The organism is Streptomyces sp. SAI-170 (assembly GCF_049739565.1).
Lineage (GTDB): Bacteria > Actinomycetota > Actinomycetes > Streptomycetales > Streptomycetaceae > Streptomyces.
Window position 1 is genome coordinate 8,427,684 of the sequence record NZ_JBMGQD010000001.1, and the last position, 26,835, is coordinate 8,454,518.

The 26,835-nt window shown below is 70.0% G+C and carries 23 protein-coding genes; 15 read left to right on the plus strand and 8 right to left on the minus strand.

Annotated features, from left to right (window positions below; all coding sequences use genetic code 11):
* Positions 1 to 72: 72 nt before the first annotated feature.
* Positions 73 to 1,314, plus strand: coding sequence for a choice-of-anchor Q domain-containing protein (locus tag RKD23_RS37825; protein WP_424857871.1), 1,242 nt, complete (start codon positions 73 to 75; stop codon positions 1,312 to 1,314).
* A gap of 133 nt (positions 1,315 to 1,447) precedes the next feature.
* On the opposite strand, the gene RKD23_RS37830 is transcribed toward RKD23_RS37825, so the two are convergent.
* Both RKD23_RS37830 and RKD23_RS37835 read right to left on the minus strand, forming a co-directional pair.
* Positions 1,448 to 2,014, minus strand: coding sequence for a TetR/AcrR family transcriptional regulator (locus RKD23_RS37830; protein WP_424857872.1), 567 nt, complete (start codon positions 2,012 to 2,014; stop codon positions 1,448 to 1,450).
* Positions 2,011 to 2,373, minus strand: coding sequence for a DUF1304 domain-containing protein (locus RKD23_RS37835; protein ID WP_424857873.1), 363 nt, complete (start codon positions 2,371 to 2,373; stop codon positions 2,011 to 2,013). The genes RKD23_RS37830 and RKD23_RS37835 overlap by 4 nt, the downstream gene beginning before the upstream one ends.
* A 502-nt stretch (positions 2,374 to 2,875) precedes the next feature.
* Here RKD23_RS37835 and RKD23_RS37840 point away from each other — a divergent pair.
* A complete protein-coding gene (locus tag RKD23_RS37840; RefSeq protein ID WP_424857874.1) occupies positions 2,876 to 3,565 on the plus strand; it encodes a restriction endonuclease in 690 nt (229 codons plus the stop codon).
* 19 nt (positions 3,566 to 3,584) lie between these two features.
* Here RKD23_RS37840 and RKD23_RS37845 read toward each other — a convergent pair whose 3' ends face one another.
* From RKD23_RS37845 to RKD23_RS37865, 5 genes are all read right to left on the minus strand, one after another.
* Positions 3,585 to 3,743 carry a hypothetical protein gene (locus RKD23_RS37845; RefSeq protein WP_424857875.1) on the minus strand — a complete coding sequence of 53 codons (159 nt, stop codon included), beginning with the start codon at positions 3,741 to 3,743 and terminating at the stop codon, positions 3,585 to 3,587.
* A gap of 381 nt (positions 3,744 to 4,124) precedes the next feature.
* A complete protein-coding gene (locus RKD23_RS37850; protein WP_424857876.1) occupies positions 4,125 to 5,492 on the minus strand; it encodes a flavin monoamine oxidase family protein in 1,368 nt (455 codons plus the stop codon).
* Positions 5,493 to 5,499: 7 nt separating this feature from the next.
* A complete protein-coding gene (locus RKD23_RS37855) occupies positions 5,500 to 5,880 on the minus strand; it encodes a hotdog domain-containing protein (protein WP_424857877.1) in 381 nt (126 codons plus the stop codon).
* On the minus strand, positions 5,877 to 7,538 hold the full coding sequence (locus RKD23_RS37860) for a flavin-containing monooxygenase (protein WP_424857878.1): 1,662 nt from the start codon (positions 7,536 to 7,538) through the stop codon (positions 5,877 to 5,879). The genes RKD23_RS37855 and RKD23_RS37860 overlap by 4 nt, the downstream gene beginning before the upstream one ends.
* Before the next feature lie 117 nt (positions 7,539 to 7,655).
* Complete coding sequence (locus tag RKD23_RS37865; protein ID WP_424857879.1) at positions 7,656 to 8,636, minus strand: alpha/beta hydrolase; 981 nt, start codon at positions 8,634 to 8,636, stop codon at positions 7,656 to 7,658.
* A 175-nt stretch (positions 8,637 to 8,811) separates the two neighbouring features.
* Here RKD23_RS37865 and RKD23_RS37870 point away from each other — a divergent pair, with 175 nt between their 5' ends.
* Genes RKD23_RS37870 through RKD23_RS37895 form a run of 6 tightly spaced genes read left to right on the plus strand, consistent with a single transcriptional unit; the run spans position 8,812 to position 16,683 of the window.
* Complete coding sequence (locus RKD23_RS37870; RefSeq protein WP_424857880.1) at positions 8,812 to 9,462, plus strand: hypothetical protein; 651 nt, start codon at positions 8,812 to 8,814, stop codon at positions 9,460 to 9,462.
* Positions 9,455 to 10,828: a glutamine synthetase family protein gene (locus RKD23_RS37875; RefSeq protein WP_424857881.1), complete on the plus strand. Its 1,374-nt coding sequence runs from the start codon at positions 9,455 to 9,457 to the stop codon at positions 10,826 to 10,828. Before RKD23_RS37870 ends, RKD23_RS37875 begins: the two co-directional genes overlap by 8 nt.
* On the plus strand, positions 10,825 to 11,634 hold the full coding sequence (locus RKD23_RS37880; protein ID WP_424857882.1) for a gamma-glutamyl-gamma-aminobutyrate hydrolase family protein: 810 nt from the start codon (positions 10,825 to 10,827) through the stop codon (positions 11,632 to 11,634). Before RKD23_RS37875 ends, RKD23_RS37880 begins: the two co-directional genes overlap by 4 nt.
* Positions 11,631 to 14,030 (plus strand): AMP-binding protein, encoded by a 2,400-nt coding sequence (locus tag RKD23_RS37885; RefSeq protein ID WP_424857883.1) that lies wholly within the window; start codon positions 11,631 to 11,633, stop codon positions 14,028 to 14,030. The genes RKD23_RS37880 and RKD23_RS37885 overlap by 4 nt, the downstream gene beginning before the upstream one ends.
* A gap of 60 nt (positions 14,031 to 14,090) precedes the next feature.
* Positions 14,091 to 15,188 carry a Zn-dependent alcohol dehydrogenase gene (locus RKD23_RS37890; RefSeq protein ID WP_424857884.1) on the plus strand — a complete coding sequence of 366 codons (1,098 nt, stop codon included), beginning with the start codon at positions 14,091 to 14,093 and terminating at the stop codon, positions 15,186 to 15,188.
* Between the two features lie 28 nt (positions 15,189 to 15,216).
* Positions 15,217 to 16,683 (plus strand): aldehyde dehydrogenase family protein, encoded by a 1,467-nt coding sequence (locus RKD23_RS37895; protein WP_424857885.1) that lies wholly within the window; start codon positions 15,217 to 15,219, stop codon positions 16,681 to 16,683.
* 120 nt (positions 16,684 to 16,803) lie between these two features.
* Here RKD23_RS37895 and RKD23_RS37900 read toward each other — a convergent pair whose 3' ends face one another.
* Positions 16,804 to 17,412 (minus strand): TetR/AcrR family transcriptional regulator, encoded by a 609-nt coding sequence (locus RKD23_RS37900; RefSeq protein WP_424857886.1) that lies wholly within the window; start codon positions 17,410 to 17,412, stop codon positions 16,804 to 16,806.
* 246 nt (positions 17,413 to 17,658) lie between these two features.
* Here RKD23_RS37900 and RKD23_RS37905 point away from each other — a divergent pair, with 246 nt between their 5' ends.
* The 7 genes from RKD23_RS37905 to RKD23_RS37935 all read left to right on the plus strand — a co-directional run bounded on the left by RKD23_RS37905 (position 17,659) and on the right by RKD23_RS37935 (position 26,799).
* Positions 17,659 to 18,558: a phytanoyl-CoA dioxygenase family protein gene (locus RKD23_RS37905; RefSeq protein WP_424857887.1), complete on the plus strand. Its 900-nt coding sequence runs from the start codon at positions 17,659 to 17,661 to the stop codon at positions 18,556 to 18,558.
* Between the two features lie 18 nt (positions 18,559 to 18,576).
* Positions 18,577 to 20,046: an MFS transporter gene (locus RKD23_RS37910; protein ID WP_424857888.1), complete on the plus strand. Its 1,470-nt coding sequence runs from the start codon at positions 18,577 to 18,579 to the stop codon at positions 20,044 to 20,046.
* A gap of 34 nt (positions 20,047 to 20,080) precedes the next feature.
* Positions 20,081 to 20,776, plus strand: a complete 696-nt coding sequence (locus tag RKD23_RS37915; RefSeq protein ID WP_424857889.1) for a transporter — start codon at positions 20,081 to 20,083, stop codon at positions 20,774 to 20,776.
* A 43-nt stretch (positions 20,777 to 20,819) separates the two neighbouring features.
* On the plus strand, positions 20,820 to 22,166 hold the full coding sequence (locus RKD23_RS37920) for an NAD(P)/FAD-dependent oxidoreductase (protein WP_424857890.1): 1,347 nt from the start codon (positions 20,820 to 20,822) through the stop codon (positions 22,164 to 22,166).
* A 164-nt stretch (positions 22,167 to 22,330) separates the two neighbouring features.
* Complete coding sequence (locus tag RKD23_RS37925; protein WP_424857891.1) at positions 22,331 to 22,612, plus strand: hypothetical protein; 282 nt, start codon at positions 22,331 to 22,333, stop codon at positions 22,610 to 22,612.
* 4 nt (positions 22,613 to 22,616) lie between these two features.
* Positions 22,617 to 24,290 (plus strand): cation acetate symporter, encoded by a 1,674-nt coding sequence (locus tag RKD23_RS37930; RefSeq protein WP_424857892.1) that lies wholly within the window; start codon positions 22,617 to 22,619, stop codon positions 24,288 to 24,290.
* A gap of 112 nt (positions 24,291 to 24,402) precedes the next feature.
* Positions 24,403 to 26,799, plus strand: a complete 2,397-nt coding sequence (locus tag RKD23_RS37935; RefSeq protein ID WP_424857893.1) for a SpoIIE family protein phosphatase — start codon at positions 24,403 to 24,405, stop codon at positions 26,797 to 26,799.
* The last annotated feature ends 36 nt before the right edge of the window (positions 26,800 to 26,835 follow it).

The window sequence follows — 26,835 nt, forward strand, 5'->3', positions numbered from 1 at the left end:
TACGCAAATGTTTCTCACTGCCCGGCACGACGAGACCTATGCGAGCCAAGACAGCCGCAGGAGGCACCCTCCATGAACAGAGCGTCAAAGCTTTCGTCACTGACCGCCTTACTGGCGGCCGTCGCGGGAACCCTGGCCGCGGCGCCGGCCCCCGCGCAGGCCGACGCCCAGCCCGCCACCATCACCGTCGACTCCACCGAGGACGCCATCGACGCCGACGCGTCCGACGGCCTCTGCCGCACCAGCGCGGGAACCTGCACGCTGCGCGCCGCGGTCATGACCGCGAACACCCGGCCCGGCAGCACGATCGAGCTGGCCGCCGGCCGCTACCGGCTGAGCATCCCTCCTGATCCCCGCTACCTGAACACCCGCACCGCCGACCCCACGACAGGTGATCTGAACGTCACGGCGCCGACCACGTTCCGCGGGGCAGGGGCGCGCGAGACCGTCATCGACGCCGACCACGTCGACCGGGTCTTCCGTATGGGGGCCGACACCTCACTGTCCGACCTCACCGTCACCGGAGGCGAGGCCAAGCAACGGGAAGTACGCTTCACCGACCCAGGTGGAGGCGGCATCGCCAACGGCAAGAACATGACCCTGCGCCGGGTCACGGTGACGGGCAACACCGCCGGCTACGGAGGGGGCATCTTCAACATCCCGGACTCCCATCTGACGCTGATCGAGAGCACCGTCAGCGACAACACGGCCGGTGAAGCCGGAGGCATCCGGTTCGACGACTCCGGTACCGTGCTCAACTCGACGATCGCGGACAACCATGTGACCGACGACTGGGACCGGCCGGGCAGCCTGTCCGGGTACGGAGGCGGCATCGACATACGCGGTACCGGCCTGGTGGACATCCGCAACTCCACGATCACCGGGAACACTTCCACCGACGGCGGCGGCGGGATCAACATCGCCCCGGCCTATCTGGACAGCCTGCCTTCATCGGTCACCGATGTGGTCGACGTGCCGCTCGGTCACCTCGTCCTGCAGAACAGCATCATCGCCGCGAACACAGTCGGCCGGGCCTCCGGCGACTGCAAGAAGGCCTTCGCCGCCATCGAGTCCCTGGGCGGCAACCTCGACAGCGGCGACAGCTGCGGCTTGACGGCCGCAGGCGACCTGCCCCGCCGTGCCCCCCGCCTCGGCCCGCTCGCCGACCACGGCGGTCCCACGGACACCGTGGCCCTGCTGCCCGACAGCCCCGCCCGCGACGCCGCGTCCGACTGCCCTTCGACCGATCAGCGTGGAGTCGCGCGGCCGCAGGGGCCGGCCTGCGACATCGGAGCCTTCGAATACCAGCCCTGAACCACCGGTCGAGGGCGCCGATGCCGACAGGTGCCGATGTGGCCTCGCTGAGGGGACAACGTTCGAAACGCTCGCGCGTCGTGCCGGAGTGACGCGCGAGCGCCGACGTGAGAGCAACCCGGCGCCAGGCCGGTCAGGTCAGGGGAGTGCGGTGCAGGTTGACCAGCAGACGCCAGACTCGCTGCGCGATCTCGCTCGGGGTGGCCTCGATGAGGCCGTGGAGCCAGTCGGCGACGACTCCGGCGAAGGTCGCGGCCACCGCTGAGGCGACGAGGTCGGGCTCCGGCGCGCCGGACAAGGCGCGCTCGTCGCGGCTGCGGTCACGCAGTTCCTGGTGGAGCACATGGCCGAGCGGACCGCTGCCGCCGGGGCTCAGCAGTTCGCGGTAGAGCCCGGCGTGTGGTGCGAGACGGCCGAAGAAGTCGAGCAGGGCAGGTGGCGGAACCTTGGGATCGGGCTGCCCGCGCCATGCGTGCAGGGCGTCGACGGCCTCGCGGACGATATCGGCGCACGCATCGACGGCGAGCGCCTCCAGGTCGGCGTAGTGCAGATAGAACGTTGCGCGGCCGACCTCCGCTCTGCGGACCAGTGCGGCGACGCTGACCTCGGCCAGCGGTCGGTCGGCGCACTCGTCCAGCAGCGCACGGCGAAGTCTGGCCCGGGTCCGAGCCGCGCGAGGGTCTCCCTGCTCCGCTCTCACCGGGTCAAGAGTACGGCGGCGAGTGCCAGCGCCCCCGGCAGGGCCTGGGCGGCGAAGATGCGCCGGTTGGCGGTGAACCCGCCGTACAGCCCGGCGACGAGCACGCAGACAAGGAAGAAGACCTGGACCCGGAACCCGGTCGGGTCCGCCGCGATCAGCCCCCACACCAGCCCTGCGGCGAGGAACCCGTTGTAGAGCCCCTGATTCGCGGCGAGTGCCGCGGTGGCACGCGCCATGTCCGCGTCGAAGCCGGAGAGTGCGCGCCCCGGCTTCCGTTCCCAGAGGAACATCTCCAGAACCAGGATGTACGCGTGCAGCGCCGCCACCAGTCCGACCAGCACGTTCGCGGTTGTCGCCATGATTGTCCCGCCCTAAAGTTCCTAGACAGGTGTCCAGGATACATGGACAGTAGTCCAGCAGGTCCAGGACGTCCCTGAGGCGGGCTGAGGGGCCACGTCGTACATGTCCCGTCGAGCTCGGCCTGGGCGGCGATGGTGAGGGTGACGTGCTGGTGCGTGATCCCCTCCGCCGGCTCGTCGTCACACCGGTCCGCAGACGACGTAGTCGACCAGCCAGCCGCGGAGCGCCGCTGATGGGAGGCACCGTGTACGTCCACGGCTGATCCCTCGCGCGCTATCCGGCCAGATCCGAAGGCTTTGTGCCATTCGTCGGCAACCTGCCTCCAGCAGCACGAAGACGCGGCTACACAAGAAGGCCGGCGGCAACATCCAGCCGTCCGTGGGGGGGGGAGGGGAAGGCCGATCCCGGTCACAGGCCGGCCGATGAGCCTCCGCACACGCACGGGCAGGACAGCGCCCCTCGCCGCGCACTGCGGGGCACGGGGCTGGGGAGCGGGGAGTGATGGCAGCACGTCGACGGCGCTGGCGCTTGAAGAAGCGGACACGTAGGCAGCTGCAGGGCTGGGGCGCGGTGGCGGTGGTGATCGCCGTGGTATGGGTGGCCGGGAACTGGTCGGTGGTGTGGCCCGTCCTGGTAGCCGTGCTTGCCGCGGCCGCCGTGGGCGGGGCCGGATGGGCGCTGTTGCGGGCGCACCGTCGTGCGGTCGGCCAGGACCGGGCGTGGCGGGCGCGGGAGGAGGCCAGGGCGCGGGAGTTGTCGATGGCCGAGGTCGACGCGTTGTCGTGGCAGGAGTTCGAGGAGTACGTCGCCGCTCTGTGCCGGCGGGACGGCTGCACGAAGGTCGTCGTCAGCGGCAGGAGCGGCGACCTGGGCGCGGACGTCGTCGGCTACTTGGCCGATGGCCGCAAGCTGGTCGTCCAGTGCAAGAAATATGCGCCCCACCGGAGCGTTTCCTCGCAGGACATGCAGAAGTTCGTCGGCACCGCCCGTCTCGAACACGGCGCGGATGTCGCGTTGTTCGTCACCACTTGCCGCACGTTCACGAAGGCCGCGCTGGGCCTGGCACTGCGCCAGGACATCGTGGCCGTGCACCGCGACCTGCTGGGTGCCTGGGTCAAGGGCGCTCATCTGGAGACCTTGATCCCGCTGAACGGTAGCGGCGACGGCATCAGGCGGCGCCCCTCTGCCTGACGGGGAGGGGAGGTGGATCTCACTGCTGAAGCCGCCGCGCGAACGTCGGGCGGACGGGCGTCGGCGTCGGCTGATGCGGCGCTTGACCCTCGCACAGCGACCGGTCCCGGCGGCGGCCGACGGCCACGCGGGTCTGTACGCCGCGCTCGGCACGCTCGGTGAACTGGACCGAGGTCATGCAACTGTGCGCCGCACCACACGTCGGCGGTGAGCCGGCCGCGATGCCGAGGCCGTCCCCGCCGACCCGGGCGGCGAAGGGCCTCCGGCAGGCCAGGCGCACCGGAGCGGAGGCAAGGCCGTCGGAGACCTCCTGGGGGAAGCCGTCGACGCGCTCGTCCCGTTCGCGCTCCGGCGTACGGCGCGGGCGACGACGTCAGCGGCGGTCCTCCGTAGTCGAGGCGAGGTCGTCGTGGTGGAGCCGGTCCGCCTGACGGGCGGGTTCTGTGGGGCAGGCAGGGTCACCTTCCGTGTAAGGGGCAGCCGCGCCGGCGGGGCGAGGGTGTCCAGGGGGAGTGGCGGCCGGCGCGGACGGCCGAACAATGCGGTGAGGGTCGGATCGTCAGCGCACCAGGCGGGACAGGCTCGCCCGAACCTGCTCCGCGGCCCGCTCACCCGACGACGCCGCGTCGGCGAGTGACGGCATGTCGAGCTGATAGTCGCCGGCCAGATGCACGGGGCCGAGATGCCGGCGCAGCGTCGGCAGCGAGGCACGTCCGCCGGGCGCCCAGAACGGCACGACCCGGTGATGACGTCGGACGATCCCCTCGTCGAGCTTCCCCGCGAGCTCGGGGTAGAGCGAGAGGAGGTCTGTGGTGAATCGCGAGACGATCTCTTCGTCGGTGAGCTCGAACAGGCCGTCGGCCACCGCCCCGCCCGCGAAGCAGGCCAGCGCGCCGCCCGGCGTTCGTGGGCCAGGACCGCGCATGGCCGCGGCGTGGTTGAACATCGCCTGGAACGACAGCTGCGGCGTCGACACAGCGATGTAGTCGTCCCATCGCTGCGGGCCCTCTTCGTGGGTGAAGTAGCCCACCACCACGTACCGGCCGTAGTGGATGTCGTCGAACGCCGCCCGGTACTCATGGGGGAGGCCGGGCATGATTTTCACGGCCACGTCGCTGGGTACGGCCACGATCGCACGACGGGCGCGTATCCGTGCCGGCCCGTTCTCGTCCTCGTGGTCCACGACGACGCCGTCCTCGGTCCATTCCACCGACCTCACCGGCGAGTTCAGCCGCAGCCGGTCACCGAGGTCGGCCGCCAGGACGTCGGTGAGGGTCTGGTTCCCTCCCGCCGGCAGGGAGAAGTTGGGAACCTTCGCCGGGTCCGTCAGGAGTATCCCCATCGAGATCACGAACTGGGTCGCCGCCGTCTCGTCCGGCTCGCACCCCATCCATTGCCCGGACCAGGCCCGGACCATCGCCCGCGCGACTTCGGAGCGGACCCCGCGCAGCACGTACGACGCGGAGCGGGCGTCGAGTGCCGCGCGGACCCGCTGCGCCAGGGAACGGCCGGGGTCCAACTCCAGGAACGGTACGGCCGCCAGGATGCGAGCGCCGACAGTCGCCAGCCCGGCCCGGTCCATGAGGCTCATGCGGGAGCGAAACATCAGGCCGAACGGATTCGAGGTGTCGACCTGCTTTCCGTTGAGCGCGAGGGCCACCTTCTTGCCCGCCAGCGACCCCATCGGGATCCGGTGGCGTTCGAGGGCCTGGATCAGGGAGCCGGTTCCCTCGGTGAACTGGGTTCCCAGGTTGATCCAGTAGTCGCCCTGGCACACCGACTCCACGCGCCCCCCGGCCCGGCCGGCTGCTTCGAGCACGACGACGTCCCGGTCGGAGAGGGTGGTCGCGGCCATCAGCCCCGCCATGCCGGCACCGACCACGACGATCTCGCACGTCTCTTCGCGCACATCGCTCGATGTGTTCATAGCTGCATCAACTTCCGTTCGTGAGTGTGCCGACGGGGACGACACCCGTCCCTCGGGCGCGAGTGGCGACGATGGGCTCCGCCAGCACCTCGGCTCGGCCGCTGTCGTCCAGGGACCGGCAGATGACGCGCAGCTCGAACTCGACGGTCCGGCTCCGTCTGCCTCTGGCGGCGAGACGCGCCTCGACCTCGATGACGTCTCCGCCGCGGACCGGGGCGAGGAACTCGACCGAGGAGTATCCGGCGAAGAGACCCTCGTGGCCGTCGACGGTGATCGCCAGGTGTGTTCCCGCGTCACCGAACAGCTTGAGGCTGAACGCGCCGTCGACGAGGTTGCCGGCGTAGTGGGCGTCGGAGTGGGCGACGTACCGCTGGTGGACGACCTTCACGCGATCTCCTCGTCGATGCGGCCGATCCCGGGAGCGACGGCCTCTCCGCCGATCGTGACGCCGGGGTAGCCGCGCTTGGCTATCTCGGCGCACATGCGGCGGTACTTGCCGACGCCGCCGACGTAGCCGAGGAAGGTGGCCGGCTTGCCGGTGACGTTGGAGCCGCGGTACCAGGAGTCGGTCGTCGCGTAGAGCGTCTGGCCGACCGTGGTCTCGGTGATGGTCACCCAGTCGTCCTGGGCCTCGGGGGTGGTTTCGATGAGATCGCTGCCCTGGGCCTTGGCATGGCTGATCAGGTCGGTGATCCAGTCGACCGCCTGCTCGATCGTGACGACGACGTTGCTCGCGAGGGCGGGGCTCTGCGGGCCGGCGATCATGAAGAAGTTGGGGAATCCGGCGGTCATGATGCCCAGGAAGGTGCGCACGCCGTCGCTCCACGCGTCCTGGAGCCTGCCTGCCTGCGGCGTGGTGACGCCGAGCGCGTACAGGGGCCCGGTGAAGGCGTCGAAACCGATCGCGAGGACGATGACGTCGACGTCGTAGGAGCCGCGCTCGGTGACGATGCTGTCGGAGGTCATGGTCGCGATCGGCTCGTCGCGCAGCGACACGAGCGAGACGTTCGGACGGTTGAAGGTCTCGTAGAAGTCGGTACCGAAGCAGCTGCGCTTGGCGCCCAGCGGGTGGAACCGAGGCTCGAGCAGGGACGCGGTCCGCGGGTCGTGGACGATCTGACGGATCTTCTGGCGTACGAACTCCGCCGCGGTCTCGTTGGCCGCCGGGTCGGTGAGGAGGTCGGCGAACTCCGCGCCGACGCCGAGGAACCCGCTGCGCTCGTAGGCCCGTTCGTAGCGCTCCTGACGCTCCTCGTCGGAGACGTCGAAGGCGCGGTCGGTCACCGGGCGGTCCGGAATGCCGCCGGGGGACTGCCGGCACTCCTCGCGGATGGCGGGGTAGTCGCCCTTGATCTCGGCGACTGTCTGCGCGGGCAGTGGGGCGTTGCGGGCGGGGAAGACGTAGTTGGGGGTCCGCTGGAACACGGTCAGGTGGTCGGCCACCTCGGCGATGAGCGGGATGCACTGCACGCCCGACGAGCCCGTGCCGATGACGGCGACCCGCTTGCCGGCGAGGTCGTCGAGCGAGACCGTCCAGCGGCTCGTCGACACCGTCAGGCCGGTGAAGTTCTCCAGGCCGGGCACGTCGAAGTCCTTGGGTGTCGACAGTCCGCCCGACCCGGCCAGCAGATAGCGGCCACGGCGGGTGTCGCCGGAGTCGAGGGTCAGCTCCCAGAGGTGCTCGTCCGCAAGCCAGTTCGCCGCGACGACCTTGGTGTTGAACAGGAAGTGCCGGCGAAGGTCGAAGCGGTCGGCGACGTGGTTGATGTAACGCAGGATCTCCGCCTGCGGGGCGAAGCGCTCGCTCCAGGTCCACTCCTGCTGGAGCTCCTCGCTGAACGAGTAGGAGTAGTAGACGCTTTCGACGTCGCATCGCGCGCCGGGATAGGTGTTCCAGAACCAGGTGCCGCCCACGTCGGGGGCGGTCTCGAACCCGGCGACGGTCCAGCCCTGCTCGGTCGCCTTGTAGGCGGCGTACAGGCCGGAGAACCCGGCGCCGACGCACAGGACGTCGACGATCGGGGCGGTAGGGGAGGTGTCAGTCATTCTGCCTTCTCGTGGTCCAAGGGGCCGACAGGCGGCACGGCGAGATAGTCAGTTGTCTAGGTCGGATGACCAAGAATGTAGCCACGGTCGGTGACCGTCGTCAATGCCCGGCGGTCGTCAAGAAGCCGACGCGGCGCGGTCGGCGGCGATGCCGCGCAGATGCCGGACCACGTCGTCGATCGCCTCGTCGGTCTTGGCGAAGACGCCGACCTCGGTGAAGAAGCCGTGGAACACGCCCGAGTGGCGAACGGACGTGACGGGCACGCCGTCGTTGCGCAGCCGGTCGGCGTACGCCTCGGCGTCGTCGCGCAGCGGGTCGACCTCGGCGGTCAGGACCAGGGCGGGCGGCAGTCCGCGTGAAGATGTCGCCTTCATGGGGGCTGCGTACTGATCGACGTCCGGTCGGCCACCGACGTACTGCTCCCAGAGCCAGCGCGCATCGGCCGTGGTCAGCAGGGGGGCGTCGGCGAACTGGGTCCACGACGGCGTCGAGAAGCGGTCGTCGACGGCGGGATAGACGAGGATCTGCGACGCGGGGAGCGGGAGTCCGTGGTCCCGGAGGCGGAGGCAGAGCGCGGCGGCGAGGTTGCCGCCCGCGGAGTCGCCGCCGACGGCGATCGTGTCGGGGTCGATGCCCGCATCGCGGGCTGACGCGCGGAGCCAGGCCAGTGTGTCGAGCGCGTCCTCCAGGGCCGCCGGGTAGGGGTGCTCCGGGGCGAGGCGGTACTCCGGGGAGAGCACGGCCCACCCGGACCGGGCGGCGAGGGCGCGGCAGACCTCGTCGACTCCGTCGAGAGTCCCGAGGACGAATCCGCCGCCGTGGAGATACAGCAGGGCCGGCCGCGGGTCCTCGGACGGCGGGCCCGGCGGGTGGTAGAGGCGGGCGCGGACTGATCCGGAACGGGTCGGGATGGCCGTCTCCTCGACCCGGTCCAGAGGTGTCAGTGGGCGGTCGGACGGCGGGCTCGCCAGGAGCTGCCGCGCCGCCTGCGCTCCCAGCTCGCGGACGGGTGTGGTCAGGACGGCGGAGATCGCCTGGGCGACGAGCAGCGCGTCGGGGTCGAGGCGCTTCCAGCTCGGGGGGACCGGCTCGGTCATGCGCGGGGGCCTTTCCGGCGAGGGGGCGACGAGGTGTTGACACGGTGCGATGCGTGCCCCACCATCCTAGTCACCTGTTTCAGTCAGATGACTAAGAAACCTCGGAGAGACCGTGCGGCGCCCCTTTGTGTCGCGTGGCTCGCGAACTCGAAAGGACCGAAGGATGGCCGAAACCATGACGGCCCCCACGTCGACCTCGGCGGGTGCCGCAGAGGTCGACGTCCGGATCGAGGACGATGCGAGTCCCCTCGTGCGATTGATCGGCCGCGCGCTGCGCGACTCCGCCCGGGCCGGGCATGCCGCCGACACCCTGACCAGGTCGACCGGCACCGTCGCGATCCACTCCCACGACACGCCCCAGGCCGCGACGATCAGCTTCGGCGACACCGGCATCGACGTCTCCGGCGGCGTGCAGGCCGAGCCGGACGCCACCGTCACGGTCGACCTGAACGCGCGTTTCGCGCCGACGGCGGATCCCGCCGGTGACGCCGACCTGGCCGGGGGCGTCATCGAGGCGCTCACCCCGCCGCTGCCCGGGTGGCGTGATGCCGCTCAGCGGTTCTGGGACGCGACACGTGCACTGCCGGGCATCCCCGACGTGCTGATCGCGGTCACCGAAGGACCCGACGGCCTGGAGCAGGCCGTGCTCGGCGACGGCCCCACGCAGTACCTGATCGCCGGAGCCCCCGACACGCTCGCCGGCGTGTTCTCAGGCGCCGACGACCTCGTCGCCGTCCTGTCCTCGGGTGCCCTCGGCATCCAGGGCACCATGTCCCAGCTGTCCGTGATGGTCGGCGCCTCCTGGAAGGTTCGTTACGATGTCTGAACTCAGCACCACCGCCACGAGCGCGCCGCTTCACGTCTCCGGCACGCGAGCCGTCCGGCTGGAGGCGACGAACCCCGAAGGATGCTTCCTCGGCAAGAACGTCTCGCCCAGGAAGTTCGCCGCGGGCAAGGACTCGGGCTTCCCCTTCGCGGATCTCCTGTTCGGCCTCGACCTCGGCAACCTGCCCACCTTCGGCGCCGCCTACCCCGCCTGGCGTGGCCATCTCGACGACGTCTACCTCCGCCCCGACCTGTCGACCCTGGTCGAGTGGCGACCGGGCCTGGACTCCGTCATCGGCGACTACTGGCTCAAGGACGGCACTCCGGTCCCGCTCTGTCCGCGCAACCTCGTACGCAAGATGGTCGAGCGACTGGCCGGCCACGGATTCACCGCGACCGTCGCCGTCGAGATCGAGGCGACCGTCTTCGAGGAGTCGATCCACGAGGCGCGCGCCCGCGGGTACCGCGAGCTGAGCCCCCTGGGCGGCAGCGCCGGAACGGCGTACCACCTCGCCAAGTCCCAGGACTGGACCGCCTACATGAACGCCGTGGCCGGCCGCCTCGACGAGGTCGGCATCGAATGGGAGGCCTTCAGCGACGAGGACGCCGCCGGCCAGATCGAACTCAACCTCGCACCGGGCGACCCGGTCACGGTCGGCGACGCCTGGGCACGGACCCGCCAGATCATGCGCGAGGTCGCCTTCGAGCGCGGGCACAGCGTGACCTTCATGGCCAAGCCCACCGCCGGTTACGGCCAGGCGTCCCACATCAACCTCTCCCTGCAGCGCGACGGCGACAACGCCTTCTACGCCGAGGACGGCCCGTCGGTCACGATGCTGCACGCCATCGGCGGGCTGCTGGCGACGATGCCGGGCAACACCTCGATCGTGCTTCCGCAGATCACGTCGTACCGGCGGCTGGTCGACCTCAGCGGGCCGCCCGTGACGGTCAGTTGGGGGATCAGCAACAAGACCGCCGCGGTGCGCGCCGTCTGCGGGCATCCCAAGTACTCTCGTCTGGAGTACCGCCTCCCGGGCGCGGACGCGAACCTCTACCTCGCGCTCGCGGGCGTGCTGGCCGGCGTCATCGCCGGTGTCGAGCGGAAGATCGAACCGCCCGAGCAGGTCACCGACATGGCATGGTGCCTGCCGCCCGGCCTGGGCGTCGACCGGATCCCCGACACCATCACCAAGGCCGCGGCGGCCCTGGACGCCGACCCGGTCCTGCGCGAGCTCCTCGGCGACGAGTTCGTCGACTACTGGATCGCGTCGCGCAAGTGGGAGTGGATGCAGTTCCACACCGCCGGCGGCGACCCCTTCGCCGAGCTCTCGCAGTGGGAGTCGGTCCGCTACTTCGAGCTGCCGTGACCGCGCGCGAGGACGCCGCGACGGTGCGCCCGCTGATCGGCATCACCGGGCGTCGCTACCGGCTCGATCTCCTCAAGGGAGCCGACGAGCGGTACGGCGACCGTTGCATCGACAGTTACGTGTCCGACTTCGCCGGCCGGATCGCGCAGGCCGGCGGACTCCCCGTCCACCTGTCGTACGACACCGACGCGACGGACGTCTGCCGGTGGATGTCCGGCGTGGTGATCACCGGCGGACAGGACCTCCACCCGGCGTGCTGGGGCGGCGACACGTCAGTGGTCCGCGACATCGATCCACGGACGGATCCGATGGTCCACGACGTGGCCCGGGACGAGTACGAGATCCGGCTCGTTCGAGCCGCGCTCGAGCGAGGAATTCCCGTGCTGGGCGTGTGCCGCGGCCTGCAGGTGCTCAACGTCGCCCTCGGCGGCACCCTCATCGCCCACCTTCCGCCCGGTTCCGTGAGCCATCTGTCCACCGAGGCCGCGCCGACCGACGGCACCGCCGATCACCTCGTGACCTTCGAGAAGGGCTCGCTCGCAGCCGACCTGTTCGGCGAGCGCGCGATGACCAACTCCTGGCACCACCAGGCCATCGACCGCTGCGGGTCCGGGCTGGTGGTGACCGGATGCACGAGCGACGGCGTGATCGAGGCGGTCGAACTCCCAGGCGCTCCGGTGCTGGCGGTCCAGTGGCACCCGGAGTGGATGAAGAGCGCGGACCCGGCGCTGACATGGATCGTCCGGGCCGCGGCAGAGCAGCTCGCGGCCCACCGCGCAGAACACACGCACAGGAGCTCGCGATGACGGACAACGTGGCGGCGGAGCAAGCCGGTCACACCCCCCTGCCGGTGGTGCAGCCCGGCCGGATCGGCGACGACCCCGCCGTTCCGACCCTGACCGAGCTGCTGTCGCGGCGCGCACAGGACTCACCGCAGCGGGAGTTCCTGCGCTTCGGTGAACGGTCATGGAGCTACGCCGACATCGACGCATGGACCTCGCGACTGGCGCACCGGCTGATCGAGCGTGACGGCGTCCAGCCGGGCGACCGTGTCGCGATCATGCTCCCGAACGTCGTGCACTGGCCGGTCGTCTGGCTCGCCGCGCTCAAGGCCGGCGCGGTCGCCGTTCCGGTCAACTCCTCCTACCGGCGAGGCGACCTCGCCTTCGTCCTGCGGGACTCGGGTGCGCGCGTCGCCTTCACCGACTCCGAGCGGTCAGGGCTGATCGCCGACGTCCTGGCGACCGAGGAGGGCCTCGCCGGCGTGCGGGTCGTCGACGTCGCCGACGACGGGTCCGAGCCCTATCCGCGGACGGCGCCGGCGGTGCCGGTCGATGCCGGGACGCTGGCGAACCTGCAGTACACCTCCGGCACGACCGGCTTTCCCAAGGCGTGCATGCTCACCCATGACTACTGGGTCCGATTGGGCTGGATCTGTGCGGCGGTGACCGGACTGGGCGCCGAGGACGTGCTTCTGACGGCACAGCCGTTCTCCTACATGGATCCGCAGTGGAACACGGCGCTCGCTCTCACGATCGGGGCCCCGCTGGTCGTGCTGCCCAAGTTCTCCGCGTCGACGTTCATGGCGGACGTCCGCCGGCACCGCGCGACCTTCTTCTACGTCCTCGGCTCGATGCCCACGCTGCTGTTCAAGCAGCCGCCCGTGCCCGAGGACCGCGACAACTCCATACGCCGTGTGCTCTGTTCGGGCATTCCCGTCGGTCTGCACGCGCAGCTGGAGGAGCGATGGGGCGCGCCGTGGCGGGAGATCTACGGGATGACCGAGTCCGGCGTCGACCTGTTCAGCCCGTTCACCGACACCGGTGCCGTCGGCAGCGGGAGCCTGGGCCGGCCCGTGCCGACCAAGGAGGTGCGCGTCGTCGACCCCGACGGCATCGAGGTGCCGGTGGGCACGCCCGGTGAACTGGTCGTCTCCGGCAAGCCCCTGATGAGCGGTTACTGGAACCGCCCGCAGGACACGGCCAGGGTGTTGCGCGACGGCCGGCTCCACACCGGTGACGTCGTCGTCCGACGGCCCGACGACGGCATCCAACTGGTCGGAAGGATCAAGGACATGGTGCGCCGCGGCGGCGAGAACGTCGCGAGCGCCGAGGTCGAGGCCGCCCTCGAGCGGGACGACATGGTCGTCGCGGCCGCCGTCGTCGCCGAACCCGACGAGACCCTCGGTGAGGAGGTCAAGGCCTTCGTCCAGCTGGCGGCCGGTGTGCCGGGCGATCGTGCGACGGCCGAGGAGATCGTCGAGCGGGCCGGCAAGGAGCTCGCCCGGTTCAAGGTGCCGCGTTACGTGGAGTTCGTCGCCGACTTCCCGCGCACACCGTCCGAACGCATCTCCAAGCCGGCCCTCAAGGCCCGCGCGCTGGACGAGCCGGGCGTGACGCACGACCTCGGCGCACGACGGAACACCACGGGCGCACGGCCCGCATCAGGCGGAGGGTTCCTGGACGTCGACATCGTGCGGGACGTCGCTCTGCTGACGCTCCGTCGTCCCGAGAAGCTCAACGCCATGGACGTCGCCACCCGGCTGCGGCTGGCTTCGGCGATCCGCGAGTTCGGGACGGGCGAACGCGTACGCGGGATCGTGCTCACCGGCGAAGGGCGGGCCTTCTCCGCGGGAGAGGACCTCAGCAGTGCGCCGACCACGGACGCCGAGGTCCGTGAGGCGTTCGCGAGCTTCCACGACATCACCCGGGCCATCCTCCAGACGCGGGTGCCCGTGGTCGCGGCCGTCAACGGACTCGCGGTCGGAGGAGCCTCGGAGATCACCCTGTGCTGCGACGCTCGCATCGGAACCCGGGCGACGGAGTACTACCAGCCGGAGAACGGCCGGGGCCTGACGATCTCCAACGCGTCCAGCGTGCTGCTGAGGCGCCTCGTCGGGAGACACGCGATGCGGATGGTGCTCGGATCGCCGCGGATCGGCGCCGAGGAGGCCCTGCGCATCGGGCTCCTGGACGAGATCGTCGAGCCCGACGCCCTGATCGGCCGGGCCGTCGACACCGTCGTCGAGTGGACGCCCGAGGGCAACACGACCGCACTCCACCTGGCTCTCCTGCGCCCTACGGCGGAGGAGGTCGAAGCGGCCTTCGCCCGTGAGGACCTCGCCGCGAGGAAGGCGTGGGAGAGCGGCGTCCTCAGCGCGGGGATCGAGGGCTTCCTGTCCGCCAGGGCCACCGGCGCGTGAGCCCCGCCCCGGGGCTCGCCATCACCTAGACCAACAGAAACCGACAGAGGGGACGTCGACATGATCGACACCCGGGCCGCGGTACTCACCGCGGTCGACGAACCGCTCGAACTGACCGACATCCAGGTGGACGACCCGGAGCCGCACGAGGTGCGGGTCGCGGTCACGAACGTGGGTCTGTGCCACAGCGACCTGCACTACATGACAGGGACGGTTCCGACCGACGTACCCGTCGTGCTCGGGCACGAGGTGGCCGGCGTGGTCGAGGCGGTAGGGACGCAGGTGTCCGGCCTGCGCCCCGGCGACCGGGTGGTCGGCGCGCTGACCCCGTCCTGCGGCCGCTGTATCAACTGCGAGGCAGGACGGTCGACCCAGTGCCGGCGTGTCGAGGAGGTACGCCACCGTCCACGCCCTGCGTTCCAGACCAGCGGCGGCCTGCCCATCGAGCGGCTCGGCGGCATCGGAGCGTTCTCGCGGCACATCCTCATGCGCGAGAACGCCCTGGTGCAGCTCCCCGACGACGTGCCGCTCCACGTCGGGTGCCTCCTGGCCTGCTGCGTCGTCACCGGCGTAGGCGCCGTCTTCCGCGGCGCCCAGGTGAGGCCCGGCAGCACGGTGGCGGTCATCGGCTGCGGCGGTGTCGGATCGGCCATCATCCAGGGGGCCCGGCTCAGCGGAGCGTCGGCGATCGTCGCGATCGACCTGGACGACGCACGGCTCAAGGCCGCCCGCGGCTACGGCGCGACCCACGTCATCAACGGCAAGGACAGCGACGTCGTAGCGGAACTTCACCGCCAGTTGGGCGACGGAGTGGACTACTCCTTCGAGGCGGTCGGCTCGGCCTGGACCGCGGCGACGGCCGTGTCCCTCCTGCGCCCGACGGGTACCGCCTGCCTGGTCGGGATCGCGCCCGCAGGCACCGAAGTCAGCATCCCCGCCTCGGACTTCTTCTTCGAGGAGAAGCGGCTCATCGGCTCCTACATGGGCTCGGGTCAGGCGCGGCAGGACATCCTCCAGCTCGCCCGCCTGTACCAGCAGGGACGCCTGCTGCTCGACGAGATGGTGACGCGGGTCATCCCGTTCGCAGAGATCAACGAGGGCTTCGAGGCGATGAAGTCCGGTGACGTGACCCGCATCGTCGTCGACCTGCAGTCCTGACCGGCGAGTGAACGCAGAGGTGAGCTCCATGGCGAGCAACAAGATCAAGATTCCCCAGCCGGTGAACTACATAGCCGACGACTGGAGGGAGTGCCCGACGGTCGGCGACGCCTGGAACGTCGACCCCAACACGCGCGAGCCCGTCCACCGCCTCGTCACGACAGCACCCGACGACCTCGACCGGGCGCTGCGGCACGCGGAGCGCGGGTACGACATCGGCGGCCTCTGGGACGAGGACGCCCGGCGTGAGCGTGCCGGCATCCTGGAGCGCGTCGCCGGCATCATCGAGAGCCGTGCCGAGGACATCGCCCGGACGGACTCGCTGACCAGCGGCACGCCCATCAGTGTCACCCGCAAGGTGGCGGCCTTCCTGCCCGCGCGGATCCGGGCGGCGGCGGCGGACCTGGTGAACATCCCGCGCGTCACCCGGCTGGATGCCGGCGGCCGCGATGTGCGCCTGCACAAGGTGCCGTGGGGGCCGGCGGCGATCCTCACGCCGTGGAACGGTCCGAGCTTCATTCCCGCGGCCAAGATCGCCAGCGCGATGGCGGCGGGCTGCCCCGTCATCCTCAAGCCCTCGGAGCACGCGCCCGGCAGCGCGCAGATCGTCGTCGAGTGCTTCGTCGAGGCGGGCCTGCCCAGCGGTGCGTTGCAGCTGGTGCACGGCGCCGGCGACGTCGGCGCCAGGCTGACCGCCGACCCGCGCGTCAAGATCGTCTCCTTCACCGGCGGACCCGGTGCGGGCCGCGCCATCGCGCGTGCCGCCGCGGAGGACTTCAAGGTCCTGCAACTGGAGCTCGGCGGCAACAATCCGGTGCTCGTACTGGACGACGCCGACCTCGACGTCACCGCCGACGGCATCCTCGACGGCATGACCAAGCTCAACGGTCAGTGGTGTGAGGGCCCGGGCAAGATCCTCGCTCACCGCAGCCTGCTCGGCCCTCTCGTGGAGGCGTTGCGGGAGCGGATCTCCAAGCTCGCCGTCGGTCACTCCCTCGACGAGGACGTCGAGATCGGCCCGATCTCCAACGCGCCGCATTTCAAGACCCTCCAGAGCAGAGTCGAGGGCCTGCGTGACCTCGGGGCGAGCATCCACCGGCCCGCCCGGCTGCCCGAGCTCGACGGCTTCTTCATGTCGCCGACCATCGCCGCCGGCGCCGACCCTGCTCGGGCCACCGCCGAGCTGTTCGGTCCGGTCGTCTCCCTGCACGCGGTGGACTCCGACGAACAGGCGCTGCGCATCGCCAACGCCCATCCCTCCGGCCTCGACGCCTATGTGTTCGGCGCCGACACCGACCGCGCGATCGATGTGGGCTCCCGCATTACGGCCGGTGAGGTGCGCGTCAACGGCGCCAAGATCGCCGACCTCGGTGAGGAGTCGGCGCAGAGCTTCTGGGGCCCGGCCGGCATCGGCGGCCACGGACCGGCGGAGTCGGTGCGGGTCTTCTGCGGCGACCGGGTCGTCGGCGTCGACTCACCTGACCTGCCTTTGTGACAACACCCTTTGGGGGAGGCCCTATGCGGGCCTCCCGCCGTGCACACCCGGGCGAGCGCGGCCGCACCAGGCTGTCGGCCCCCCCTGATGTGAGTCGACCGGGCAGCGCCGCCCGGGCGGTCACGGTGCTACAGGCGTAGATCCCAGCCGAGCGGCGAGCCAGCTGTCGAGCACGGAGACGGTGATCTCCATCTGCTCCGTCGCGGCGGAACGGTCCCCGTACGTGTACCAGTTGATGGCGAAACCGTCGGCCAGGGTGGCGATCACATAGGCGATCTGATCGATGGTCTCCGGTTCGACCGGGTGGTCCGTGGGGGCGCCGCGCAGCACGGTGCGCATGGTTTCGAGGGCTTGGTCGTACACCGCCTTGCCCCGCTCCCCGTGCTGTCGCCGTGCCCAGCTGATCAGTTCCAGTGTCGCCGCGGTGAAGCTGGGCGACTCCAGGTAGCACTTCATGCCGGCGCGCAGGAGCTGGCGAGCCGTGTCCGCCAGGTCGGCGTGCGGATCGCCGGCTTGGAGGACGTCCCGGAACCTGCCGGACACGAACTCGTAGACGTCGGCGAAGAGGTCTTCCTTGGAGTTGTAGCAGTAGTGCAGCAGAGCCAGGTTCGCCTGTGCCTGCTCGGCGATCCGTCGGGTCGTCGCGCCGTCGATGCCATGGATCGCGATGACTTCCACGGCGGCGTTGATGAAGTCGCTGCGCCGTTGGGCGGCGGAAATCCGTGGCACGAAAACCCTCCCGTTGCGGAGCATCCACGCAGTTGGACGCTTGATTAAGTCACTGAGGCCCAGCCTAGCAGCCACGTCTGCGGCCGGCCGTAAATTACTTAGTCGTACGTCTTGAACGTCTGACTAACTCTGCCCTAGCGTACGAGTCGGATCGCAAGGCCGGCCCGGCGCCCCCTCCCGTGCGGCAGACGCCGGGCCGGCCCCGCGGCACCCGCGGCGCGGTCCCTTTCCGAGAACGGACCTGTCATGACGACAAGCGAACTCGCGCGTCTCGCTCCCGACGTCACCGCGGACGCCGCGGTCGAGGTGATCAGGCGAGACGGCGGGGTGATCATCGAAGGACTCTTCGACACGACCACCGTCGAAGGCCTCAAGAAGGACCTGGACCCCGTGCTGGACGCGGTCGAGACGGGACACGACGAGGTGTTCGCCGGCAACCGGACCAAGCGTGCGGGCGCCCTGTTCGCCCGCACCCGGCACATGACGACGATCGCGCTGAACCCGCTGTACCGAGGCATCGCCCGGCGCATCCTCGACCAGCCGATCGACGTCTTCTGCGGTGAGCAGCCGGTGTCCCACCCCGCGGGCATGCACATCGGCGCCACGATGGCCATCAAGATCGGCCCGGGACAGGGCCCGCAGCCGCTCCACCGCGACGACTCGGTCTGGCTGTGGCGCCACCCCACCCATCAGCGCGAAGCGCGGGTGCAGATCATGGTCGCGGTCAGCGACTTCACCGCCGACAACGGCGGCACCCACGTGATTCCGGGCTCCCACCTGTGGGACGACGAGCGGGCGCCGCGACGACAGGAAGCGGTCCCGACGCAGATGAAGGCCGGCTCGGCCCTCATCTGGCTCGGCTCCACCTACCACGGCGGTGGCGAGAACACCACCGCGCACGACCACCGCTTCGGCCTGTCGATGGCCTACGACCTCGCTTTCCTGCGCCCCGAGGAGAACCCCTTCCTCACCTACACGCTCGCGCAGATCCGCTCCCTCCCGGAGGAGATCCAGCGCGCCCTCGACTGGTCCATGGAGCACTGCCTCGGCTGGGTCGAGATCGGTGGACAGATGTCCGACCCCATGGACCTGCTCCGCTGCGACGACTTCACCGCCATCGGCGCCGGGCTCCCGGGCCACGACTGACCAGGAACGGAGAGCACCATGACAGAGATCCACCAGCCGGCCGGACTCGCCGGCCAGACCCCTTCCCGCCCCCCGGCGAACAGAAGGGTGCTCATCGGCACGGGCGCGCTCCTGGTCACCCTGACCAACGCCGTCATCTTCGTCCTGCCGCCCCTCCTGCCGATCATCCAGGCGCAGTACGCTCTCGCCACAGTCGCCGAGACGACCTGGCTCTACACGGCGCTGACCCTCGGCGGGGGAGCGGGCTTCATCCTGTTGCCGCGCCTCGCCGATGTGCACGGCGACCGCAACGCCTCCGTGGCGGCATCCGCGTTCCTCACGCTCGGCGCGCTCATACCTGCTGTCGGCGACTCGTATCCGACCCTGCTGGCCGGCTGCACCCTGATGGGATTCGGCGGCGCGGCACAACTCCTTCCGCTCGGCTTCCTGCGTCGCAATCTCGGCGAGAGCGGCATCACGGTGGGGGTCGCGGTCCAGGTCATCGCCACCGGCGCCGGCATCGTCGTCGGCATGATCGGCGGCGGCGTCATCGTGGAGACCCTGTCGCTGCGGGGCTTCTTCATCATCCTCACCGCGGTGTGCGCGGCCACGACCGTCGCGTCGTACGCCACGATCCCGCACGCCCCGCCCGCCGAGCGCGCCGGCCGCATCGGAGTACTCGGCACGGTGTGGATGATCGCCTGGGTCGCGACGATTCTCCTGACCCTGACGCAAGGCCTCGTGTGGGGCAGCGCGGCACTCGTTCCGCTGGGGATCGGCATCGTCGGCGGCATCGCCTGGGTGCGTGTCGAGCGCACCTCGTCCTCGGCGGTGTTCGACGTCGCGCTGATGAAGGCTCCCCTGGTCACCGCTTCGTGTCTGTCCATCATGTTGTTCGCAGCGGTGAACTCGGCCTTCCTGCTCCTGCTCAGCACGTACGCCCAGATCGTCCCCGACGCTCTTCGTCCCGCGGACGCCTACGGCCTCGGGCTCGACGCTCTGGAGACCGGCTTGCTCATGGCGCCCTTCGCGGCGGCGTTCCTCGTCCGCGGCGCCGTGCTCGACCGCCTCTTGTTCAACGGCCGTGGTGTGCCCGTCTTCGTCACCGGAGCGCTCATCAGCGCAGCGGGGCTGGCCTGGCTCGCCGTGGCGCACGACCAGCGGTGGCAGTACCTCGTGGGCGCCGCTGTCATGGGGCTCGGATGCCGCATCGGCTACGCGGCCGGCTTCACCTTGGTGCAGATGGCAGTACCCGAGGAGAAGGCCGGAATGGCCGCCGGTGTCGCCGGGACGTTCATGGCCGTGGGCTTCGCCTTCGGCACGGCACTGATCAGCGGCGACCTCAGCGCCTCCCTGGTTCCGGTGCCCGGAACCGGTCTCGAGGTCGCCGCGAAGGGCCTCTACTCGATCGGCTACTGGCTCTCAGGAGTTCTCGCCCTGCTCGTCGTGATGACCGTGCTGATCTCGCGCGCCCGGTCCGGTCGGCGGCCCCAAGCTGCCGCGTCCTGAACCAGTCCCTCGATTCCCCAAGGAACCGCACACCATGAAGGAACTGCTCTTCCTGCTGGCCGATCTCTGGATGATCTGCGCCGGCTTCGTCTGCGGATGGAAATTCATCCGACGCTACGGCAACTACCTGCTCGGCCTGGAATGGATCATCGTCGCCACGTCCGGCTCCAACTTCCTCGCCTGGTCCCTCCTCGGAGGTGACGAGGGCAGCGTCCTGTTCTCCATCGCGTACTTCTTCGACGCCTTCTCACGGTCGGTGGGCATCACCCTCATCCTCGTCATGGGCCTGATGCGCGTCACCCACCGGTACAAGCCGACGTTGACCGTCGACATCGGCGTGTTCGCGCTGGCCATCGCGGCGGGGCTGTACCTCCAGCAGTTCCGAGGCCATGAACTCCACGTCGGCCCGGCGACGCTCTATCTCGTCGTCAACGCCCTCACGACCCTCTTCCTCGCCTCCTTCTCGTGGCGCCTGTGGAAGATCCGTGCCAAGGGTCTGGCCGTCCTGAGCGCGCTCGCCACTGCCGCGGGAACAGCCATCGCACTCATCTACGACTTCTTCCCGATCCCGGGCGACGACGAGTACCGCACCACCCACTACATCCTCGCCCTCGCCACCTGGGGAACCCAGCTTTTCGTCTACTTCCGCTCCTACCGCGCGCTGCACGACCACAACGTGGCGACGGGTGCGGAGCCGGCCTCGAACGCACCAAGCGTTGCCCGGACCTGACGTCCGTACCGAAGAACAGCGCACGCTCACCAGGAGCCACCACATGAGAACCGACAACGTGCAGTACACCGACTTCAGCGGCTGGGTGGATCCCCCCACGGACATGCTGCCGGCCCTGACCTACGACGTCACCTGCGAGGTAGCGGTCGTCGGCGGCGGCCTCGGAGGCATGTCGACGGCGCTGCGCCTGGCCGAACGCGGTCAGGACGTGGTGCTGCTGGAGGCCGAGTTCTGCGGACACGGCGCCAGCTCCCGCAATGCAGGGCAAGTGGCGGGTGCTCCGGGAGGGGACCTGCAGCTTCTCAATCTGTTGTTCCGCACGAAGATGCCCGGCATGGTCCGCCTCGCCGAACGCGCCGCGCACTACGTCGAAGACCTCATCAAGAGGCACGACATCGACTGCGACTACGAACAGACGGGCAACGTCTTCGCGGCGGTGTCCCGGGGACAGATGGGCCGAGTGCGCCGGGTGGCCAGGATTCTCCGGCGCGCCGGCTGCCACGTGGCACTGGGCACGAGTGAGGAACTCGGCATCCCCCGCGGGTTCCTCGGCGGAATGCGCGAGGAAGTCGGCGGAATCATGAACCCCGGCACGTTCACCTCGGGGGTGCGCCGCGCTCTGCTCCGCTCGTCCGCGCGGGTCTTCGAGCGGACGAAGGTCACCGACGTCGTACGTGACCGCGGTCAGATACTCCTCACCACTGCTCAGGGCCGGGTGCGGGCGGACAAAGTCGTTCTGGCGACGAACGCCTACGCGGGGGAGTGGGACATCACTCCTCCACGGCTCTCCGTGCCCATCTGGGTCGTCGAGGTGGAGACCGAGCCCATCGATCCCGCCCGTCTGGCGGCACTGGGATGGACCAGCCGGTCGGGGCTCGTCACCCAGCACAACATCATGGAGAACTACCGCCTGACGCCGCGCAACACGATCGTCTTCGGCGTCCGACGGCTCGAGCGCGGCACGACGTATCCCCTGCCGCGGAAGAAGCCGGACCCGGGGCTCGTCGAAGAACTCGCGGAGGCCTTCGCGACGCGCTTCCCGGCTCTGTCCGACGTGGCGATCGAGCGTGCGTGGGGAGGATGGATCGCGATCACCTCGTCCTGGCTTCCGCTCGCCGGGCAGATCGACGACGACGTCTTCTACTCGATCGCCTGCAACGGCCACGGTCTGGCTCAGGCGCCGTACGTCGGCTCCCTCATCGCCGATGCGATCGTCGACGGCGAGCGGCACGAGGACTTGCGTCAACTGTGGGTGAAGAAGCCCGCGTTCCCTCGTCCGATGATGATGGGCCCGCTGGGACTGCGCACCATCTGGGCCGTCGACCGATTCAACGATCTGGTCAACGGAAGCCGGCGCAACGCCCGACGAGGCTCGGTGCCTGTGGCCTGACCGATGGGACCGCTCTGTGGCGACCGGATCGCCGAGGCCACGCCTTGAACCCCCGCACCCCTTACTCACAAGAGAGTTCCGTGCACTCCTACTTCGTTCCGAAGCCGCCCTACGAGCCGGTGACGGATACCCGTCCGCGACGCACCGACACCCTCCACCGAGCGATGCGCCGTGCCCAGCGAGTGTTTCTCGCCGTCAACGCGATGCCCCTCGCCGTCGGCATCCTGCTGTCCTGTGCCGCCGAAGCCGCTGCGGCTCCGGTGTACGGGCGGCTCACCCTGGGCCTCGTCTGGGGCATTCTGCAGCTCGGCGTCTTCGTCGCAAGCGCCTGGTGGTACGAGGTCCGGTCGACGCGTGCCTGTGATCGCCTCGAACAGTCCTCGGACCCCGGCGTGCCCCTGACCGGAGCGCTGGGCGCTTCCCCGGCCGACGCCTCCTGGCGGTGACGCGGTGGTCCTGTACCTGAGCTCGGGCGTACACGACCCGATCGGCTCGGTCGCCAGAGGCCCGGTCATGGTCGCCTTCTTCCTCTTCATCGGCCTGGCCCTGCTGTGGGTGTTCACGCTGGTCACCCACGACGACCGCCCGGAAGGGCTGTACGTCGCCGACAGGTCCCTCTCACCGGCCTTCAACGGGTTCGCCCTGGCGGGCGAACAGATCTCCGTCCTGACGCTGTTCGCGACATCCGGGGCCATCGCTCTGTTCGGCTACGACGGGTACGCCTCCGCCGTCGACAGCGCCGTCGCCCTCGGTCTGCTGCTGATCCTCGCTCAGAAGGTCCGCGACAGCGGCCGCTACACACTCGGTGACCTGTTCTCCCTCAGGGCGTCCGGGCCGGCGCCGCGTACCGCCGCGGCTGTGGTGACGCTGGCGATCACGCTTCCCATGTTGGTTCTCCAGCTGCGGGCCGGCGGCATCATCGCGGCCATGCTGATCGGCATGTCGACCGATGCGGCCCAGGTGCTGTGCACGGTGCTGATGGGCGGGCTCGTCGTCTGCTTCGCGGCGGTGGCGGACCTCAAGGGCACCAGCCGCATGCAAGCGGTCAAGGTGGTCATCACCCTGGTGACGCTCGCGGTGCTCGCGGTGCTGTCCTTGAGGAAGTTCTCGTGGGACGCCGGCAGCCTGCTCTCGGCCGCCGTGGACAGGAGCATGACGCCCGACGGCTATCTGAGCCCCGGGCTCTGGGCGCACATCGCGAGCCTCGTACCGCTCAACATGATCAGCGATCACATCGTCGTGATCGTCGGGACGGCGGTGATGCCGCACCTGCTCCTGCGGGTCGGCGCGTCCCGCACCGGGCGCTCGGCACGGCGGTCCATGAGCATCGCCGTGGGACTGAGCGGTGTCTACTTCCTGCTCCTGATCGTCACGGGTTTCGCGGCCGCGGCCGTGGTGGGCGGCAGGGACATCGGCATGGTCGACCCGAACGGCCAGGCGTCCCCGGTCCTGCTGGCCTCCGGGGTGCTGGGGAGCGGCTCCGCGGGCCGGGTCGTGCTGATCACCGTCGTGGCGTGTGTCGCCTTCCTCGCCGTCCTCACGACCGTGACGAGCGTGACGTTCGCAGCCGCGGTCTGCCTCGCTCGCGACGTCTTCGCGCGCGCCGACGGCCCCCGTGATGCCACGCGGCAGGTGAGGGTGCTGCGTCTGGCCATCGTCCTCCTCGGTGTCATCGGCCTGACGCTGTCGGCGGCCGCTCACCGGTATTCGCTCGAGTTCCTGGCCACCTTCGCGATGAGCGTCGCTGCGTCCTGTGTGGCTCCGGTGCTCGTGTACTCCTTCTTCTGGAAGGGGTTCAACCGCACAGGGCTGCTGTGGTCCGTCTACGGGGGGCTGCTGCTGTGCACCGTCCTGACGACGTTCTCTCCCACCGTGTCGGGGTCCGCTTACGCGCTGTTGCCCGGCGTGGACATCAGCTGGTACCCGCTCCGCAGCCCGGGCCTGATCTCCGTACCGGCGGCGTTCCTCCTCGGGTGGGTCGGCAGCAGGCACGCGGCCAAGGGCGCCGCTCCTGCCGAGGGCGGGGCCGGCGAGAACGGCGTACGTCGGCTGCGGACGTCTGACGGAGCCTTGGCGATGACGACGTCGCGGTCCGGCGAGCGCAAGGAGGGCGAATCGCCATGACCCTGTCCTGGCGGCCGGTCGCCGCCTGAGCCGACAAATGCGGCGGCCAAGACGTGCCGGGGGGCTCCAGGCGTAGCCTTGATCTCAGACGTTCCAGTCCTGGGCAGGTCGTATGGCCACGACGCACGCATCACGCGAAACCAGTCTCCAGAACCCGTTCGACGCGACGACAGCGGCGACGATCGTGGTGGATGAGCACGGGACGGTGACCGGCTGGAGCCCTGCGGCCCGCGCTCTCTACGGCGTCGGCACCCCAGAGGTGATCGGCCGCCCGGTGAGCGAAGTCCTGCGGGACGTCCGGTCCCAGGGCGGCGGGCCGCAGGCGTTCGGGGCGGCGGGGGCACCGCCACCCGGGGATGCCCGGACCGAGAATCGCACGGTCCGACGCCCTGACGGATCCCTGGTCGAGACGGTCCTGCGTGTTTTCCCGGTGCAGCAGGACGGGGGAAGGCCCGCCTGGGTAGTGATGGCGGTGGCCGGCGACCGCTACCGGCAGTGGATGACCGACCAGTCGATGCTGGCCGGGCTCTTCACACAGGCTCCCGTGGGTCTGAGCGTCTACGGCCCTGACACCCGCCTCGTATGGGTCAACGATCTCGTGCGGGACAGCATGGGCTGGCGCGACGGTGAATGGCTGGGACAGCCCGACAGCTCGCTCTACCCGCACGGCACCATCCTCTCCCCTCCAGGCTTTCATGACATGCAGGAGGTGCTGGAGCGGGTCCTGCACACCGGCGAAGCCGTACTCGACGTCCATTGGCGCGGGCCCACTCCCGCCACCTCCGAGCACCACCAGGTGTACTCGTGCTCGTACTTCCGTCTCCAGGACGACACGGGCCGCCCCCTGGGCGTCTGTGAGGCGGCCGTCGATGTCACCGACCGCTATGAAGCGCAGACTCGCCTGGCCCTCCTCGGACGGGCCAGCGGGATCGGCACCACGCTCGACGTCAGGCGAACGGCGGGCGAACTCGCGGGGCTCGTCGTTCCGGAGTTCGCCGACTCCGTACGGATCGAGGTCGCCGAGTCGGTCCTGGCCGGAGAAGAGGCCTCGCCGCCGGATTCCGCCGCATCGGCGCGGCTGCGACTCGTGGCGGAGCGCACCGCGAGTGACCCGTCCGTCGTGCCGGGCGACCAACTGCTGGGTGTCATCGGCAGTCGGTCGATGACCGCGGACCAACGCCTGCTGTCCCTGCCGCTGCTCCGCGGCGGCACCACGCTCGGTACGGTCACCCTCGTGCGGCAGTCGCCGCGGACGCCCTTCACCGAGCAGGACCGCGCCCTCGCGGAGGAACTGGCGTCACGCACAGCGGTATGCGTGGACAACGCCCGCCGCTACATCCGTGAGCACACCGCGGCGCTGAAGCTGCAGCGCGACCTCCTCCCGCGTGCGCTCCCGCAACCGAGCGGAATCGAGCTCGCGCACCGCTATGTCCCCGCCACCGGCCCTCTCGGAGCAGGGGGCGACTGGTACGACGTGATTCCGCTGTCGGGTGCCCGCGTCGGGCTCGTGGTCGGTGACGTGGTGGGACACGGAGTGGACGCCGCGGCCACCATGGGACGGTTGCGCACGAGCGTACGGGCACTGGCCGCCCTGGACCTGCCGCCGGACGAACTCCTGACCCGGCTCGACGACTTGGTGGCACAGGCGCGGATCGGAACGCACGCCATGCCCGGCGACGAGGCGACGGACAGGGCGCTGGGGACGACCTGTCTGTACGCCGTGTACGACCCCACCTCCTGTACGTGCGTCATGGCCAGTGCGGGGCACCTGCCGCCGGTCGCCGCCGGTGGTGGGGCAGAGCCCCGGGCGGCTGAAGCGCTCGACCTGCCGACAGGCCTTCCGTTGGGCATCGGAGGGCTGCCGTACGAGAGCGTGGAGTTCGAATTCGCCGAGGACACTGTGCTCGCCCTGTTCACCGACGGAATCGTCAAGGCACGCAGCCGGGACGTCGACGAGGGGCTGGCGGACCTGTGCCGTGCATTGGACGCCTCGGCCGGGTCCCTGCAGAAAGCGTGCGACGAGGTCGTCTCCCTGCGTACCCAGGAATCGACCGACGACGATGCCGCACTCCTGTTGGTGCGCCTCCACGCCTTCCCCGAGGAGAACATGGCGCTCTGGCATGTCGCCTCCGACCCGGCCGAGGTGGCCGGATGCCGTGCACTCGTACGAGGCAAGCTGGAGGAGTGGGGGCTGGACGACGCGGCGTTCGTCACGGAACTGGCCATGAGCGAGCTCGTCACCAACGCGATCCGATACGGCCGGCCCCCGGTCTCCCTCCGCCTGCTGCGTGCCGTCGACCGGACGCTGATCTGCGAGGTGTCGGACGCAGGCCACACCTCTCCGCATCTGCGCCGAGCCGGCAGCGAGGACGAAGGAGGACGGGGTCTTTTCCTCGTGGCCCAGTTGACCAGCATGTGGGGCACGCGCTACACCCCCCAGGGCAAGACGATCTGGGCCGAGATCGGGGTGGGGCAGGAAGCGCCACTGGCTCTCTTCGAGGAGCTGTGAGCGCGTCACGCTGGTGTACGTCGTACCGGCAGCCCG